12 protein-coding genes are annotated in these 15,022 nt (G+C 64.3%); 9 read left to right on the top strand and 3 right to left on the bottom strand.

Translation table 11 applies throughout. From position 1 onward, the window contains the following. Position 1 precedes the first annotated feature (1 nt). From thyA to acnA, 3 genes are all read left to right on the top strand, one after another. A complete protein-coding gene (gene thyA, locus HYG81_RS33070; protein ID WP_180840431.1) occupies positions 2-1,018 on the top strand; it encodes a thymidylate synthase in 1,017 nt (338 codons plus the stop codon). Further along, a complete protein-coding gene (locus HYG81_RS33065; protein WP_226375955.1) occupies positions 1,015-1,581 on the top strand; it encodes a dihydrofolate reductase in 567 nt (188 codons plus the stop codon). The genes thyA and HYG81_RS33065 overlap by 4 nt, the downstream gene beginning before the upstream one ends. 257 nt (positions 1,582-1,838) lie before the next feature. Further along, a complete protein-coding gene (gene acnA, locus HYG81_RS33060) occupies positions 1,839-4,622 on the top strand; it encodes an aconitate hydratase AcnA (protein ID WP_180840430.1) in 2,784 nt (927 codons plus the stop codon). Between the two features lie 109 nt (positions 4,623-4,731). Here the strand turns inward: acnA and HYG81_RS33055 are convergent, their stop codons facing one another. Next, positions 4,732-6,621, bottom strand: a complete 1,890-nt coding sequence (locus tag HYG81_RS33055; RefSeq protein ID WP_180840429.1) for a hypothetical protein — start codon at positions 6,619-6,621, stop codon at positions 4,732-4,734. Positions 6,622-7,561: 940 nt separating this feature from the next. Here HYG81_RS33055 and HYG81_RS33050 point away from each other — a divergent pair. The 4 genes from HYG81_RS33050 to HYG81_RS33035 all read left to right on the top strand — a co-directional run bounded on the left by HYG81_RS33050 (position 7,562) and on the right by HYG81_RS33035 (position 11,362). Further along, positions 7,562-8,080, top strand: coding sequence for a calcium-binding protein (locus HYG81_RS33050; RefSeq protein WP_219628697.1), 519 nt, complete (start codon positions 7,562-7,564; stop codon positions 8,078-8,080). Positions 8,081-8,082: 2 nt separating this feature from the next. Next, a complete protein-coding gene (locus tag HYG81_RS33045) occupies positions 8,083-8,409 on the top strand; it encodes a hypothetical protein (RefSeq protein ID WP_180840428.1) in 327 nt (108 codons plus the stop codon). A 229-nt stretch (positions 8,410-8,638) separates the two neighbouring features. Then, on the top strand, positions 8,639-8,986 hold the full coding sequence (locus HYG81_RS33040) for a hypothetical protein (RefSeq protein WP_180840427.1): 348 nt from the start codon (positions 8,639-8,641) through the stop codon (positions 8,984-8,986). A gap of 180 nt (positions 8,987-9,166) precedes the next feature. Beyond that, complete coding sequence (locus HYG81_RS33035; RefSeq protein WP_180840426.1) at positions 9,167-11,362, top strand: thioredoxin domain-containing protein; 2,196 nt, start codon at positions 9,167-9,169, stop codon at positions 11,360-11,362. 42 nt (positions 11,363-11,404) lie between these two features. Here the strand turns inward: HYG81_RS33035 and HYG81_RS33030 are convergent, their stop codons facing one another. After that, positions 11,405-11,791: a TlpA family protein disulfide reductase gene (locus HYG81_RS33030; RefSeq protein ID WP_180840425.1), complete on the bottom strand. Its 387-nt coding sequence runs from the start codon at positions 11,789-11,791 to the stop codon at positions 11,405-11,407. A gap of 411 nt (positions 11,792-12,202) precedes the next feature. Between HYG81_RS33030 and HYG81_RS33025 the strand changes: the two genes are divergently transcribed. After that, positions 12,203-13,186, top strand: a complete 984-nt coding sequence (locus tag HYG81_RS33025) for a PLP-dependent cysteine synthase family protein (RefSeq protein ID WP_180840424.1) — start codon at positions 12,203-12,205, stop codon at positions 13,184-13,186. A 100-nt stretch (positions 13,187-13,286) separates the two neighbouring features. Then, positions 13,287-14,072, top strand: a complete 786-nt coding sequence (locus tag HYG81_RS33020) for a hypothetical protein (protein WP_180840423.1) — start codon at positions 13,287-13,289, stop codon at positions 14,070-14,072. A 16-nt stretch (positions 14,073-14,088) separates the two neighbouring features. Here the strand turns inward: HYG81_RS33020 and HYG81_RS33015 are convergent, their stop codons facing one another. Then, positions 14,089-14,730: a DUF5804 family protein gene (locus tag HYG81_RS33015; RefSeq protein ID WP_180840422.1), complete on the bottom strand. Its 642-nt coding sequence runs from the start codon at positions 14,728-14,730 to the stop codon at positions 14,089-14,091. Between the last annotated feature and the right edge of the window lie 292 nt (positions 14,731-15,022).

Below are 15,022 nucleotides of genomic sequence, written 5' to 3'. Positions count from 1 at the left end.
AATGCGACAGTATCTCGAGCTCGTCGACACCGTGCTCTCGACGGGGACCCACAAGCCCAATCGGACCGGCGTCGACACGATTTCGTCGTTCAGCGAGCACTACGAGGTCGACCTTCAGGAGGGGTATCCGCTGCTGACGACCAAGGAGATGGACGGCTACCGCTGGAACTCAATGCTTCACGAGGTCTGCTGGTATCTCTCCGGCGAGGAACATATCCGCGACCTCCGCGAAGAGACGAAGATCTGGGACGCCTGGGCCGACGAGGAAGGGCTTCTTGACACCGCATATGGCCGCTTCTGGCGTCGGTTTCCGGTCCCGGATGAGGACGCCCAACTCAAGGGCGAATCCTGGCCCGACGAGGGCCATCAGTGGGTCACCGAGGAGGCGGACGGTCGTCGGACGTTCGATCAGCTCCAGTATATCATCGACACGCTCTCGGATTCGCCGAACTCGCGGCGGCTCGTGGTCAACGCGTGGCACCCCGCGAACGCGGCCGTCTCGACGCTGCCGCCCTGTCATTACTCGTTCGTTTTCAACGTGCAGGGCGACCAGCTGAACTGCCACCTCACGCAGCGCTCTGGCGACACCGCCCTCGGGATTCCGTTCAATATCGCGGCCTACGCGCTCCTGACGAAAGTGATCGCCCAGCAGACCGGCTTCGAACCGGGCACGTTCGCCCACACCGTCGTCGACACGCACGTCTACTGCGGTCGCGGCGCGCGCGGCGACTGGTACGCCGACAATCTCGAGGCCCTCCAGTCGAAGTTGGCCGACGTCGACGAGCGCGAGGAGTACCGCGAGATCCGCGAGTGGCTCGAGTCCGAAGCGCCGGCCGAAGCCGAGGGCGACGAACGGCTCGATCACGTTCCCGGTCTGCTCGAGCAGTTGTCGCGAGAGCCGCTCGAGCGCCCGACGCTCGCGGTCGCAGACGTCTCGATCGACGAACTGTCCTACGAGGACGTCGAGCTTCGGGAGTACGAATCGCATGAGGGACTCGAGTTTTCGGTGGCCGAATGAGCGGGGATCGGAACGGGGCGATGGACATGACGACGGACGCGGAGCCAACACTTGAGACCGACCGCGAACTCGTCGCGATCGTCGCCGTCGCCGACAACGACGTCATCGGGAAGGACGGCGACATGCCCTGGCACATCCCCGCGGATCTCGAGCACTTCAAGGAGACAACGATGGACCACCCCGTCATCATGGGACGGGTGACCTATGAGGGGATCCTCGAGACGCTCGGCGAACCGCTTCCCGGGCGAACGACGGTCGTGTTGACGAGTCAGGCCCTCGAGACACCCGAAAACGCCGTGGTTGCGCGCGGGATCGAGGACGCACTCGAGACGGCAGAGACGGCTGCACGCGAGCGTCACGACGGCGCAGACCGGATTTTTGTCGCCGGTGGTGCGACCGTCTACAAACAGTTCCTGCCAGCGGTCGATCGAATGGTCGTGACTGCGGTTCACGACGAACCCGACGGCGATACGTTCTTTCCCGACTGGGACCGCGAGTCGTTCCGCGAGATCGCCCGTGACGACCGCGACGGGTTCGCGTTCGTAGAGTACGTCCGAGCGTAGCGACCGCCGAACGAACGGACTCACTGAGCGTTCGTGCTCGCTGTGTCAGCGATGCCGCGGCGCGTAACCGCCGGTTCGGTGGATATCGACCGGCGAGAATCGTTCGTAACCGACTCCCGGGAGACGGCTGCTCGTTCGTCCCCCTCGTAATGCTGGTAACATATAATAACATATGAGTTCTTCGCAAATGATGGGAGTAAATCACGTCTATCGGCGGTTTCCGGGAGATTCAAAACCCCTCGCTGCCAAGACGACGTATGTCAGCTGATACGTTCTCGGATGCGATCCGGGAGATCGAACACGGCGGCGAGACCTACAAGATGGCCGACCTCACGGTGCTCGAGGAACAGGGCCTCTGTGACCTCGAGAAACTGCCCGTGAGTATTCGGGTGCTGCTCGAGTCCGTCCTCCGAAATGCCGACGGCGAGATGATTTCAGCCCAGGACGTCGAAAACGCGGCCTCGTGGGAACCGAACGTCCCCGATGTCGAGGTCCCATTCCAGCCCTCGCGCGTCGTTCTCCAGGACCTGACCGGCGTTCCCGCAGTCGTCGACCTCGCAGCGCTGCGATCGGCCGCGGACCGCGCGGGCAAGGACCCCTCGGTCGTCGAACCCGAGGTCCCCTGCGACCTCGTGATCGACCACAGCGTGCAGGTCGACTACTTCGGCAGCGAGGACGCCTACGAACAGAACGTCGAACTCGAGTACGAGCGCAACGAGGAGCGCTATCGTGCGATCAAGTGGGCCGAACAGGCGTTCGAGGACTTCAACGTCGTCCCACCGGGAACGGGCATCGTCCACCAGGTCAACCTTGAGCACCTCGGCAAGGTCGTGCACGCACGCGAGGAAGACGGTGAACAGTGGCTCCTGCCCGACACGCTGGTCGGCACCGACAGCCACACCCCCATGATCGGCGGCATCGGCGTCGTCGGGTGGGGTGTCGGTGGCATCGAGGCCGAGGCAGCCCTTCTGGGCCAGCCCATCACCATGACGCTGCCCGAAGTCGTCGGCGTCCGCCTGTCCGGTGAACTCCCGGAGGGCGCGACCGCGACCGATCTTGTACTCCACATCACCGAGAAGCTCCGCCAGGTTGGCGTCGTCGACAAGTTCGTCGAGTTCTACGGCCCCGGCGTCTCTCAGCTCTCCGTGGCCGACCGCGCGACGATCGCCAACATGGCCCCCGAGCAGGGATCGACGATCAGCATGTTCCCGGTCGACGACGCGACGCTCGACTACCTCGAGCTCACCGGCCGCGACGACGACCACATCGAACTGGTCAAGGAGTACCTCGAGGCGCAGGGCCTCTTCGGCGAGCACGATCCGGAGTTCACCGAGGAAGTCGAGTTCGACCTCGGCACCGTCGAACCCAGCCTCGCGGGCCACAAGAAGCCCCACGCCCGCATTCCGATGGGCGATCTGGACGAGCACTTCCCGACGCTGCTCGCAGAGGAGGGCGTTATTGACAGTGGTGCAGCGGAGAGCGACGGCGGACTCGTCGCCAAGGACCAGCCCGGCCTCGACGAGAAGATTCCGGTCACGCTCGAGGACGGCACCGAGGTCGAGATCGGCCACGGCTCCGTCCTCGTCAGCGCGATCACGAGCTGTACGAACACCTCGAACCCGTCGGTGATGGTCGCCGCGGGACTGCTCGCGCGCAACGCGCTCGAGCAGGGTCTCGACGTGCCCGAGTACGTCAAGACCAGCCTCGCACCCGGCAGCAAGGTCGTCACGGAGTACCTCAAACAGGCCGATCTGCTGGACGACCTCGAGGGACTGGGCTACCACGTCGTCGGCTACGGCTGTACGACCTGCATCGGGAACGCCGGCCCGCTCGCAGCGCCCATCGAGGCGGCCATCGACGAACACGACCTGTGGACGACGAGCGTCCTCTCGGGCAACCGCAACTTCGAGGCGCGCATCCACCCGAAGATCCGCGCGAACTATCTCGGCAGCCCGCCGCTGGTCGTCGCCTACGGCCTCGCGGGCAAGATGGATATCGACCTCGAGAACGAACCGATCGGGACGAACGACGACGGCGAAGAAATCTTCCTCGAGGACATCTGGCCGGACCCACAGGAGGTCAAAGAGACGATCCACGAGAGCGTCTCCGCCGAGTTGTTCAGAGACAAGTACGCGAGCGTCTTCGAGGGCGACGAGCGCTGGGAAGCCCTCGACGCGCCCACGGGCGAGGTCTACGACTGGGACGACGAGTCGACGTACATCCGCGAGCCGCCGTTCTTCCAGGACTTCCCGCTCGAGGAACCCGGCGTCTCCGACATCGCGGACGCCCGCTGTCTGCTCACGCTTGGTGACACGGTGACGACCGACCACATCAGCCCCGCGGGGCCGTTCAGCGAGGACTTGCCCGCCGGCCAGTGGCTGAGCGAACGCGGCGTCGAACCCTACGAGTTCAACACCTACGGCTCCCGCCGCGGGAACCACGAGGTCATGATGCGAGGGACCTTCGCGAACGTCCGCATCGAGAACCAGCTGCTAGATGGGAAGGAAGGCGGCTACACGATTCACCACCCGACCGGTGAGGAGAGCGAGGCGCGGAGCGCCTCGGAAAAGACGAGCGGCGAACAGAGTGAGCCGGGAGTCACCACCGTCTTCGAGGCGAGCGAGCGCTACCGCGAGGACGACATCCCGCTCATCGTCATGGCCGGCGAGGAGCTGGGCACCGGCTCGAGCCGCGACTGGGCAGCCAAGGGGACCGATCTGCTGGGCATCCGCGCGACGATCGGTCAGAGCTACGAGCGGATCTACCGTGACAACCTCCTCGGCATGGGCGTCCTGCCCCTCCAGTTCGAAGACGGCGAGGGCTGGGAGGAACTCGGTCTCGACGGGACCGAAACGTTCGATATTCGCGGGCTCGACGACGGCCTCGAGCCCAACGCCGAACTCACTGTCGTCGCGGAAGACGATGCGGGCGAGACGACCGAGTTCGACGTGACCGCGCAGGTCGGCACGCCCGCGGCGGTCAAGTACGTCGAGAACGGCGGCGTGTTGCACCTCGTGCTCCGTCGCCTGCTCACGGAATAAGAGTGGACCGGGCTCGGGCCGAGTGCGATAGCGTCGCGCTCGCCGGAGGACGCTCGCCCTCGACGCCGGCGAGCGTCCTCCGATTCCGGCTTCGGTACTCGCTGGCCAGTTAGTATCCGGATAGATTTATCGCACCGCCGGTGACGAACGACGTGCTGCCGGTCGGATGGGGGAGCTCCGCCGTTGCGCCCTCCAGGAGGAGCCAGGCGACGACCCGTTCTCCCTGGATCGGTTCGTCTCCGATGTATTGTGCCGGATGATAGAACGCGGACTCCACTTCCGGGTCCTCGAGTCGCTGTTGTCCGGGGATCTCGCCGGCGCTCCGACGGGCGACGACCACTTCCACGTCCTCGTCGAGCGGCAGTTCGATCATCTCCGATCCCTCAGGGTTCGTAAACTGGACGACGATTCCCGATTCGCCGGACAGATAGAACTCGGTTTCGGGCGTCATCCGCTCCGTTCCATCGACGATCCCCACTTCGACACCGTTCGTCGTGCCGGGAACGGCGTCCATCGCGAACGTCGAGACGGAGTGGTGGTCGACACCGTATTCGGCTTCCTCAGCGTCGGTGGCTCCGTTCCCGTCGTCCGTGGTTCCGTTCTCGTCATCGGTTCCAGCGATCGCGTACGCAGTGACGAACCCCGGCCCCTGTCGTCGCCAGATCGGGGTGACCGTTCCGTCGGCCCAAAAGTCGTAGGAGAGTTCGTGGCTGGATTGGCCGAACCGGTAGCCGGAGTGGTGGTCTTGACCGTTTGGCTCTCGTGCCCCCGTTTCGTAGTGCGACCGGAACCGGAATCCCGATGGTCGGTCGTCTCCTTCGGAATAGTCGATAACGCCGAGCGGCCCCGGTCCACCGAATTCGATACTGTGGACGTCCCACCGGAGCAATCGCCCGTTGAAGACCGGCTCATCGTCCGGGAAAAACCAATCCAGAGTCGTCTCGCCGTCGCGTTCCGGCAGACCGTATCCGGTGAGGGTCACCGGCGACTGGAGGGTCTCGAACACCGGAGTTCCCCGATAGGAGGCGGTGATTTCGACACCGTGCCGGCCCGGCGGTTCCCAGTCGATGGTCCAGCCGGATCGCTCGAACGACGTCGGGAGGTCCTCGATCCGGTGGATGCCGTCGTCCGCGGTGTACCACGGTCGGTCCTCGAACGGAACATCGGGGACGGCTTCTACGACGGTATCGTCTGCGGGCGTCAGGGTGGCGGCCAGTTCGTGCGGGGGAGACTCGACGAATCGATCCACGCGACTCACGTCGACCACGTCGCCGGAGTCGTCCCGGACGTCCAAGTAGGCGACCACGGCCGCGGTCGAGTCGCCGTCCGCGAGGAACAGAACTATGGGGTTCACGCCGCCGTGCTCAATCCCCCTGGCGGACGTGATCGACGCGGAGATCGTAAACAGCGGAAACCAGTCGGTTCCGTCGATGAACGTTTGAACGCGGGAATCATCGAGGACTCGGGCGAGCTGTGCCGTCTCGCGTTCGTTCGCCTCCCACGCACGCCAGGAGATATCGCGCGGTTCGGTGATCGTTAGTCCGACAAGGTCGTCCGTCCGCCGATCGACGAGTCCGTAGGCGACTTGCCTCCCGACGGCGGTGACGTCGAACCGTCCCTCGTCGACGCCGCCCTCGATCTCGACGTCCGGACTCCCCTGAACGCTGATCGCATCGAGGTGATCCGCGTACGGTTCGTACGCCTCGTAACTCGAGATCATGTCCTCGGCGATAGCGTGAACCTCGGGATCGGACAGGAGCACCTCGAGCGCGCGCCGCTTGCGGTAGGTGTACAGGACGTCCGTCTCGTCGTCGGACTGTCGGAACGGTCCGTGTCGGGCAACGGGAGGCCCCGCCGCGTCCGTATCGTCTGTCCCCCCTTGAGCCAATGACCGTCCGCTGATCCCTCCCAGCCCGGCTCCGGCGAGCGCTGCTCGCACGAAACGTCGCCGGTGGATCCCTCGAAAGCGGCTTCGATCGTTCTCGTCACTGTTTCCCATGGTCGGAACTGGTTGCACGACGGAAAACCATAAAGTCCGCTACCGTTTGCGACACATCTCACTATTGTCTCCGTGAATCGTTCGATAGGTCGATCGTTACCGGTCCAAAGATAGACTTTCCTCGGCCGATGGACGCTGTACTGGCTTTCGACTATAAAGCCGTCACAGGGTTCGCTCGCCGAACCGTTCCTCGAAGGCGTGCCGGCGTGAAATACGCAGGTTCGGGACGAGTTGGGCCGATACCGACGGTCGCTGATATCGACGGTGAGCGAACCGTCCGGAGCGAGATCGATACCGCACGGGTCGGTCCGATGAGTGAATGTTCGCTACCGATATCTGCCCCTCATAACGCCTGACTGTCGCGGGAACGCGCGTTCCCGTCGCGATGACTTCCGATGCGATCACGTTCGGGTCGTTCGGTGGGAATGTGGCAATTTTCGAACCGATCGCGTACGGCAATCGCGACCAGTTCGGTTCCCGACACGGGCAACGGGACCGAGCCGGTTCACGCCGTCCGATCGTCCACAGTTATCGATAGTTACGACCCGATGTAGAGCAGGCATTCGTCGTATATTCCGTTACCACCGGCCGTATCAGGGCGGTATCCCCCGATATGTGGCGTTCAGCCGATACGGCTATTGTTCCTTGGCGCAAACGACTCAATTCGCTGCTTCCGTTCGTGAACTGAGCCGGTTCCGTTTCCGATACCGCCACGCTCTCGACAGCTCCCCGCAAGTCCGATTTTCTGCGGGGATAACTGTCAGTGGCGGTGTCTCCCTGAAAACGGCGAATCGGCCGTGACGAACGTCTTCGAAATGCAATCACTCGGAATTCTTCCCAGACTCGTTAAATTAATTGATACAGAAAGAAACGGTCGCCGGCGTTTATTCGATAACTCGGGCTACGTCTTTCCACCCCGCTACGGGGTACGAGAGAAACAATGAGCGAACAAGACACAAATGGCGATTCGAGGCGGTCGTTCATGACGAAGGGCGCCCTCGCGACGGGCGCGCTGACGCTCGGAACGGGCGCCTTCGGGACGGCCACGGTCGGTGCACAGGAAGATCAAGTAGCGGTCTTCGCGAGCGATCTGTACCCTGGTGCAGACTTCGACGTCCTCGCCCAGCTCCAGGCGAGCACGACGGTCGACGTGCTACAGTTAGACGATGAAACCGTGCCGGAGATCTCGCAGCCCGACGAGTGGAACGGACACATCATCCGATACGACATCGGGCAGGAATCGGGAATCACGACGTTCCTATTCGCACGAGGAGGGAGCCTGAGCTCGGGCGATAGCGGAACGATCGGCGAGGATGCGTCCGTGCTGAGCCCCGATCTGAACCTCATGAGTGCGTCACTGAACGGCGGTGGTGGCGGTGACGGCGGCGATACGACGACGAACGGAGGGAACGAGACTGCCGATCAGAACGAGACGACCGTCGGGAACGGAGGTGAATAACGATGGTTCAAGATGACGAAGGACAAGTGCTAGTCTTCACGTACAATTACGAAGCCGGAGAGAATTTCGACGTAGTCTCACAGCTCGAGACGAGTACGACGGTGCGAATTCTCCAGACCACCGAGGAAGAGACTGTTCCGGAGATCTCTCAGCCGGACGAATACACCGGGCACGTTGTTCGGTATTCGGTCGACGACGGGCCGCAGGCCCCCTCAATCCTCCTGTTTACCCGCGATCAGAGTTTCAGTAGCGGTGACAGCGGACAACTCGGCGAAGACGCCCAGATATTCAGCACCCAACTGAACCTCATCTCCACGACGCTGGAGTAGAGTCTCGCGATCTAATTTTCTCGATTTATCGGCCAATGACCCTGGTTGCCGACGGATCGAACGCCGTACCGCAGGTAACTCGAGGACCATCCGAGGAATCCATCGGAATACCGACCGTCGACGCGGGAGCCAGCGAAAGCGAAAACCGATACACTACCCAGACATGTCTGACGAACGAATAACGAGCGGATCGAACGAATCCGATGCGGACCGATCGGTACTGATACCCATGAACGAGTATCGGCCCGGAATGACCGGCCGAGTCGTCAATCGGTTGCCGGCACCGATCGTCGTCGACCTCCTCAGGCTGCCGAACGGCGAAACGGTTCCCGTCCTGACGCAGCCCGACGAGTACAGCGGCTACGTCATCCGTTCCGAATTCGGGGACGAACAGGTCCATTCGACGGCGATCGTGTTCACGCGCGAGTCGCTCGAGAGCGGAGCTCGCTACGCGTTTGAATCCGATGCACAGGTGTACAGCACGCGGTTATACCTCTTGCAGACGACGGCGCTCCGCACCGGTTCAGCCGGCGGTGGCTGCGACGACGCTCCGGATTCTCCGTCCGAGCGGGAGTGAAGCGAGTCGATACACGGGGTTGTGACGTCGCTTAACGAGTTGTCCCGCGGCCGCGCGTCGTCGTTCGGAACGACCGGTGGCGGTCTTCCTCGAGAGCGAGCGGCCGTCCGATTCGGGCCGGTCTGATCGCCGAGTTCCGTGAGCCCGTGCCTTTTACCGGTCGGAAACGTACGTTCCGGCATGGAATCCCCGACTCAGCGCAATCGGCTCGAGGAGGAGGAAAGCCCCTATCTGCGCCAGCACGCGGACAACCCCGTCAACTGGCAGCCGTGGGACGAATCGGCACTCGAGGCTGCGAAAGAACGCGACGTGCCGATCTTCCTCTCGATCGGCTACTCGGCGTGTCACTGGTGTCACGTCATGGAAGACGAGAGCTTCGAGGACGAGGCGGTCGCCGAGGTGCTCAACGAGAACTTCGTCCCGATCAAGGTTGACCGCGAGGAGCGCCCGGATGTCGACAGTATCTACATGACCGTCTGCCAGCTCGTGACCGGACGGGGCGGCTGGCCGCTCTCGGCGTGGCTCACCCCCGAGGGGAAGCCCTTCTTCGTCGGGACCTACTTTCCCAAAGAGGGACAGCAGGGCCAGCCCGGCTTTCTCGACCTCTGCGAGCGCATCAGCGGCTCCTGGGAGAGCGAGGACGACCGCGAGGAGATGGAACACCGCGCACAGCAGTGGACCGACGCGGCGAAAGATCAACTCGAGGAGACCCCCGACACGGCGGGAACCGGCACCGAGGCCGGTGCCAGCCCGGAGCCCCCCTCGAGCGAGGTCCTCGAGACGGCCGCGGACGCGACCGTGCGAAGCGCCGACCGCCAGCACGGCGGCTTCGGCTCCGGGGGGCCGAAGTTCCCCCAGCCCTCGCGGCTTCGCGTGCTCGCTCGAGCGTACGACCGAACCGGTCGCGAGGAATATCTCGAGGTGCTCGAGGAGGCCCTCGACGCGATGTCCGTGGGCGGGCTCTACGATCACGTCGGCGGCGGCTTCCACCGCTACTGCGTCGATCGGGACTGGACGGTCCCTCACTTCGAGAAGATGCTGTACGACAACGCCGAGATTCCGCGGGCGTTCCTGTCCGGATACCAGCTGACGGGCGAGGAACGCTACGCCGAGATCGTGGTGGACACGCTGACGTTCGTGGATCGCGAACTGACCCACGACGAGGGCGGCTTCTTCAGTACCCTTGACGCCCAGAGCGAGTCCCCCGAGACCGGCGAGCGCGAGGAGGGCGCGTTCTACGTCTGGACGCCCGAAGAAGTCCACGAGATCGTCGAGAACGAGACCGACGCCGCCCTCTTCTGTGCGCGCTACGACATCACGGAGTCGGGGAACTTCGAGGGACGAAACCAGCCGAATCGCGTGGCGAGGGTGTCGGAACTCGCCGGACAGTTCGATCTCGAGGGCCACGAGATCCTGAAGCGACTCGAGTCGGCTCGCCAACAGCTGTTCGAGGCCCGCGAGGAGCGGCCCCGCCCCGACCGCGACGAGAAGGTGCTCGCAGGCTGGAACGGGCTGATGATCTCCACCTACGCCGAGGCCGCGCTGGTGCTCGGCGAAGACGACTACGCCGAGACCGCGGTCGACGCCCTCGAGTTCGTGCGGGACCGGCTCTGGAACGAGGACGAACGGCGGCTCTCGCGGCGGTACAAAGATGGGGACGTCAAAGTCGACGGCTACCTCGAGGACTACGGATTCCTCGCGCGGGGTGCACTGGACTGCTACCAGGCGACCGGTGAGGTCGACCACCTCGCGTTCGCGCTCGAGTTAGCCCGCGTCATCGAGGCCGAGTTCTGGGACGCCGAGCGCGGAACGCTCTACTTCACGCCGGAGAGCGGCGAGTCGCTCGTCACGCGCCCGCAGGAACTGGGCGACCAGTCGACGCCCTCCGCGACCGGCGTCGCGGTCGAGACCCTGCTCGCGCTCGACGAGTTCGCCGACGAAGACTTCGAGGGGATCGCCGCGACCGTCCTCGAGACTCACGCAAACACCATCGAGGCGAACGCACTCGAGCACGCGACGCTCTGTTTCGCCGCCGACCAACTCGAGTCGGGTGCGCTCGAGGTGACGATCGCTGCCGAGGACCTCCCCGAAGCGTGGCGCGACGGGTTCGCGTCGCGGTACTTCCCAGACCGGCTCTTCGCGCTGCGACCGCCGACAGAAGACGGACTCGAGGCGTGGCTCGAGACGCTGGGGCTCGAAGACGCACCCCCGATCTGGGCGGGCCGCGAGGCTCGCGACGGCGAGCCGACGCTGTACGTCTGCCGCGATCGGACGTGTTCGCCGCCGACGCACGTCGTCGAAGAGGCGCTCGAGTGGCTCGGCGAGAACGAGGACGGCGAGAGCAACGGTGTCGATCCGGATGACGCGCCGTTCTGACCGGTGAGTAGAACGGTCGCGTTCGGGATTCGGTGAGTCGTTTCAGGCCGCGTCGGACTCGAGTGCGGCCTCGATCTCGTCGGCCAGCCAGACGGCCGGTGGCACGTCCTCCTCTTCGACGAACCGGGTGATTTCGGCTCCCTCATCGTTCTCGACTACGATCGTCGGAATGTATTCGATATCGTACTCCTCGACGCCGGGACCCCGCTTGTCCTGATCGAGGCTGAACTCCTCGATCCGCTCGTCGGGGATCTCGGCGGCCTCGAGCGCCGCGCCGAAATCGGGTAGCAGGGCGCGACAGTCCTTGCACCAGTCGCCGGCCCAGATCTTGTACACCAGTTCGTCGCTGTGCGCTGCAAGCGTGTCAACTGCGTCCTCGTAGGACGCCGCGTCCCACGTGGGGTTCGGCCGCATGGTCTCGAGACTCATACCCACGGTTTGCGTCTCGGACGGCTTAACCGCGGTGTTTCTGGCAGCGGCTTCGCTCGAACGTCCGTCCGGCGTTGCTCGTACTCGGCCGACCGACCACCGTTGGGTGGGACTGAAAGGGGCTGACGGGGTCGGGGAAGACGGGCGACGAAAGCACTGTCCGAACGGAGTGAGGACAGCGCGCAACGAGCCCCTCGACTCGAGCCCGTCAGGGGCTTTCTGGGCAGTTGCGGTTCTGAAACGCGCGTCGTGAGAGGAACCGCGACCGGCGACTAGCCGGCACGTCCTGCCTGAGTCCAGTACGGGTTTCTACTATTTGCCATGAGTCAGTAAACAATTTCGTCGATGCTGGCGAATTCGTGTAACTCGTTACAGCAAACAGTATACGTCTCGATTCCATAGGCCATGCCAATGAAAGGGAGTATCCTGGACACCATCGGCTCGCCGCTCGTCCAGGTCGACTCGCCGGAGGGCGTGACGGTCGCCGCGAAGACCGAATCGTTCAACCCCGGCGGCTCGGCCAAGGACCGGCCGGCCCGCGAGATGATCCGGGCGGCCGAGCGCGACGGCCTGATCGAGCCCGGCGACTCGCTCGTCGAACCGACCAGCGGCAACACCGGCATCGGCCTCGCGCTCGTCGCCGCCGCTCGCGGCTACGATCTGACGATCGTCATGCCGTCGGACAAGTCCGAGGAGCGCCGGCAGATCATGGCCGCCTACGGGGCCGACCTCGAGCTAGTCGACGGCGACATGGCCGACGCTCGCGCTCGTGCCGACGAACTCGAGGCGGCGGGTGCGATCCAACTCGGCCAGTTCGAGAACACGGCCAACCCCGACGCACACTACAAGACGACCGGCGAGGAGATCATCGAGCAGGTCGGCGACCGCGAGATCGACGCCTTCGTTGCCGGCGTCGGCACCGGCGGCACGATCTCGGGAACCGGCCGTCGACTCCGCGAGGAGTTCCCCGAGATGGAGATCGTCGCCGTCGAGCCGGCCCGAAACGCCGTCCTCTCGACGGGCGAGGCCGGCAAAGACGAGTTTCAGGGAATGGGGCCCGGCTTCATTAGCGACAACCTCGATCTCGACCTGCTCGACCGCGTCGAGACCGTCAAACTCGAGGACGCCGAGGACGAGTGTCGTCGCCTCGCGCGCGAAGAAGGCATCCTCGTGGGCCAGTCCAGCGGCGCGACGAGTCTCGTCTCCCAGCGCGTCGCCCGGGAGATCGCCGATCCTAGCGTCGACTGTCCCGAGGTGCCGACCGCGTTCGACGAGACAGGTGAGCCGGCCTCGCCCGAGACCGACGGCGGACGGACAGCCGAGGACTGTCCGCTGGTCGTCACCGTCTTCTGGGACAGCGGCGAACGGTATCTCTCGACCGGCCTCTTCGACTGAGCGGGGAGCGGGCGAGGCGCTCGAGGAATCGCATCTGACGAAAAGCGTTCTTTCACCTAGCCGAACCGCCTTTACCTCCCCGTTCGTACGACTAGGGACGATGACACGTCCCTCCAGACGGACACTGCTGTGTAGCACTGCGACGCTGGTCGGTCTCTCTGCGGGCTGTCTCGCCGACGGCTCCGAGAGCCCGTCCGACAACAATGACGACCGGAGCGACGCCGACGAGGGCTCGCCGTCTCCTGACGAGGCCGAGAGCGATCCCGAGTCGGTCGGCGAGGACGGAGACATCGACGATCTCCCGGACGGAGTGGCCGATTACCGGACGCTGGCGTACCAGTACGGTTCGGAGTCGACGGAGTCCGACGTGGGGCTCTTCCGGGACGCCGACGACGCTGCGAACTGGCTCGAGGAGCGATTCCCGTCCGACACTGAACCGCTCGACGAGTTCGTCGACAGGACCGATTTCGAGACGTCGATCCTCGTCTCGCTCGAGTCCGATACGCCCACTCCGTGTTACGAGATCGTCCTCGAGTCCATCGACATCGTCGAGAGCGACGGTGAGGATGACACCGGTACCGACGGCGACGAAAGCGACGAGGGAGGTGACGACGACGGTACCGACGAACTCGTTCTCGAGGCGGCGGTCCGTAACACATCGGCCGAGGACGAGGTCTGTGTCCAGTCGATCGCGACCGTCGGCCGCCTGGTTCGGGTGACGTTCGAGACGGAACCGCTGACGACCGTCTCGGCGACCATCGTCGGTCACGACGGCGGTACCGCGAGCGTCTCGATGGCCAGCGACAGTGCGTCAGCGTCCGAGAGCACGAGCGTCGATTCGGCATCGGGCAGCGGTAGCGACAGTCAGTCCGGCGACGGCTCGTAGCGCCTCGAGAACCGACTCACGGAGAATATTCGGCTTCGGTCAGGCGGACGACGAGGGTGTCCTCGACGTCTCTGAGATCGTACTCGGGGAGTTCGCCGCCGGTCCGGCGCACGTACAGCGGTTCGACGAGTCGATACGTCGGCTCGGCGGTCCCTGGTCGTTCGGCGTCGTTCGAGTCGGAATCGTCCGCACCCTCACTCTCGTTTCCGCCCGCGGCGTCGGCCGGAGCGGTCGAATCGGGGTCAGTCTCGAGACGCGAGTCTATCGGATCGGTCGCGTCGCTCGGCCCGGCAGCGTTATTGGCCGACTCGACTTCCGCGTCGATCCGCTCGAGGCCGTAGATCTTGCAGAACTCGGCCGTCTCCGCCGGCTCGATCTCGCCGTTTCGAAGCCGTTCGGCCAGTGGTCGCGAGAGCCACTCCTCGTCGCTAATGCTGGGTTCCTGGACGAGCGCCTCGTCGACGAACCGCGTGAGATACCAGTTGAGATCGTTCAGCAGTGAGACGGCAGCGCCGACGCTGACCGTCCGGACGGCGAGCGAGTTCTCGAACGGCCGCTCGAGGTCGTACGTCGCGAGGGCCTCGCGGGACGTCTCCCGGGAGAGCAGTTCGTACTGGAGATTGCTCCCGGCCTCGCCGACGAGACAGACGCGGGTCACTATATTGTGGTGGGTGCGACGGTGTAATGTCGGTTTCGGCTTCTATACGAGTTCTTCCGGAAATAGCAATAGCCACACAACATGAATCTGTCTATGATCGCAACTGTGGTGAAAGCCCCTGACGCGCTCGAGTCGAGGGGCTTGCTGCGCTCCTCGGTTCACGACGTTCACCTGCGGTGCTTGCATCGCCCGTCTTCCCCGATCAACGGGAGAGCACGGCTCTCCCGAGCATCGCGGACGCTTTGCGTCCGCCCCTTTCAGTCCCACCCAGCGGTGGATAGCCGAGTTGTCT

Origin of the sequence: Natrinema zhouii (assembly GCF_013456555.2) — an archaeon.
Lineage (GTDB): Archaea > Halobacteriota > Halobacteria > Halobacteriales > Natrialbaceae > Natrinema > Natrinema zhouii.
The sequence above is the reverse complement of the archived record's forward strand: the minus strand, read 5'-3'. Positions and strand labels throughout refer to the sequence as shown.

Excerpts from the sequence above, each read along its gene's own strand:
- HYG81_RS33020 (WP_180840423.1), top strand. The coding sequence starts at position 13,287 with ATGACACGTCCCTCCAGACGGACACTGCTGTGTAGCACTGCGACGCTG.
- HYG81_RS33030 (WP_180840425.1), bottom strand. The coding sequence starts at position 11,791 with ATGAGTCTCGAGACCATGCGGCCGAACCCCACGTGGGACGCGGCGTCC.
- HYG81_RS33050 (WP_219628697.1), top strand. The coding sequence starts at position 7,562 with ATGAGCGAACAAGACACAAATGGCGATTCGAGGCGGTCGTTCATGACG.
- HYG81_RS33055 (WP_180840429.1), bottom strand. The coding sequence starts at position 6,621 with ATGGGAAACAGTGACGAGAACGATCGAAGCCGCTTTCGAGGGATCCAC.
- HYG81_RS33065 (WP_226375955.1), top strand. The coding sequence starts at position 1,015 with ATGAGCGGGGATCGGAACGGGGCGATGGACATGACGACGGACGCGGAG.
- thyA (WP_180840431.1), top strand. The coding sequence starts at position 2 with ATGCGACAGTATCTCGAGCTCGTCGACACCGTGCTCTCGACGGGGACC.
- HYG81_RS33025 (WP_180840424.1), top strand. The coding sequence starts at position 12,203 with ATGAAAGGGAGTATCCTGGACACCATCGGCTCGCCGCTCGTCCAGGTC.
- HYG81_RS33035 (WP_180840426.1), top strand. The coding sequence starts at position 9,167 with ATGGAATCCCCGACTCAGCGCAATCGGCTCGAGGAGGAGGAAAGCCCC.
- HYG81_RS33040 (WP_180840427.1), top strand. The coding sequence starts at position 8,639 with ATGAACGAGTATCGGCCCGGAATGACCGGCCGAGTCGTCAATCGGTTG.
- HYG81_RS33045 (WP_180840428.1), top strand. The coding sequence starts at position 8,083 with ATGGTTCAAGATGACGAAGGACAAGTGCTAGTCTTCACGTACAATTAC.
- acnA (WP_180840430.1), top strand. The coding sequence starts at position 1,839 with ATGTCAGCTGATACGTTCTCGGATGCGATCCGGGAGATCGAACACGGC.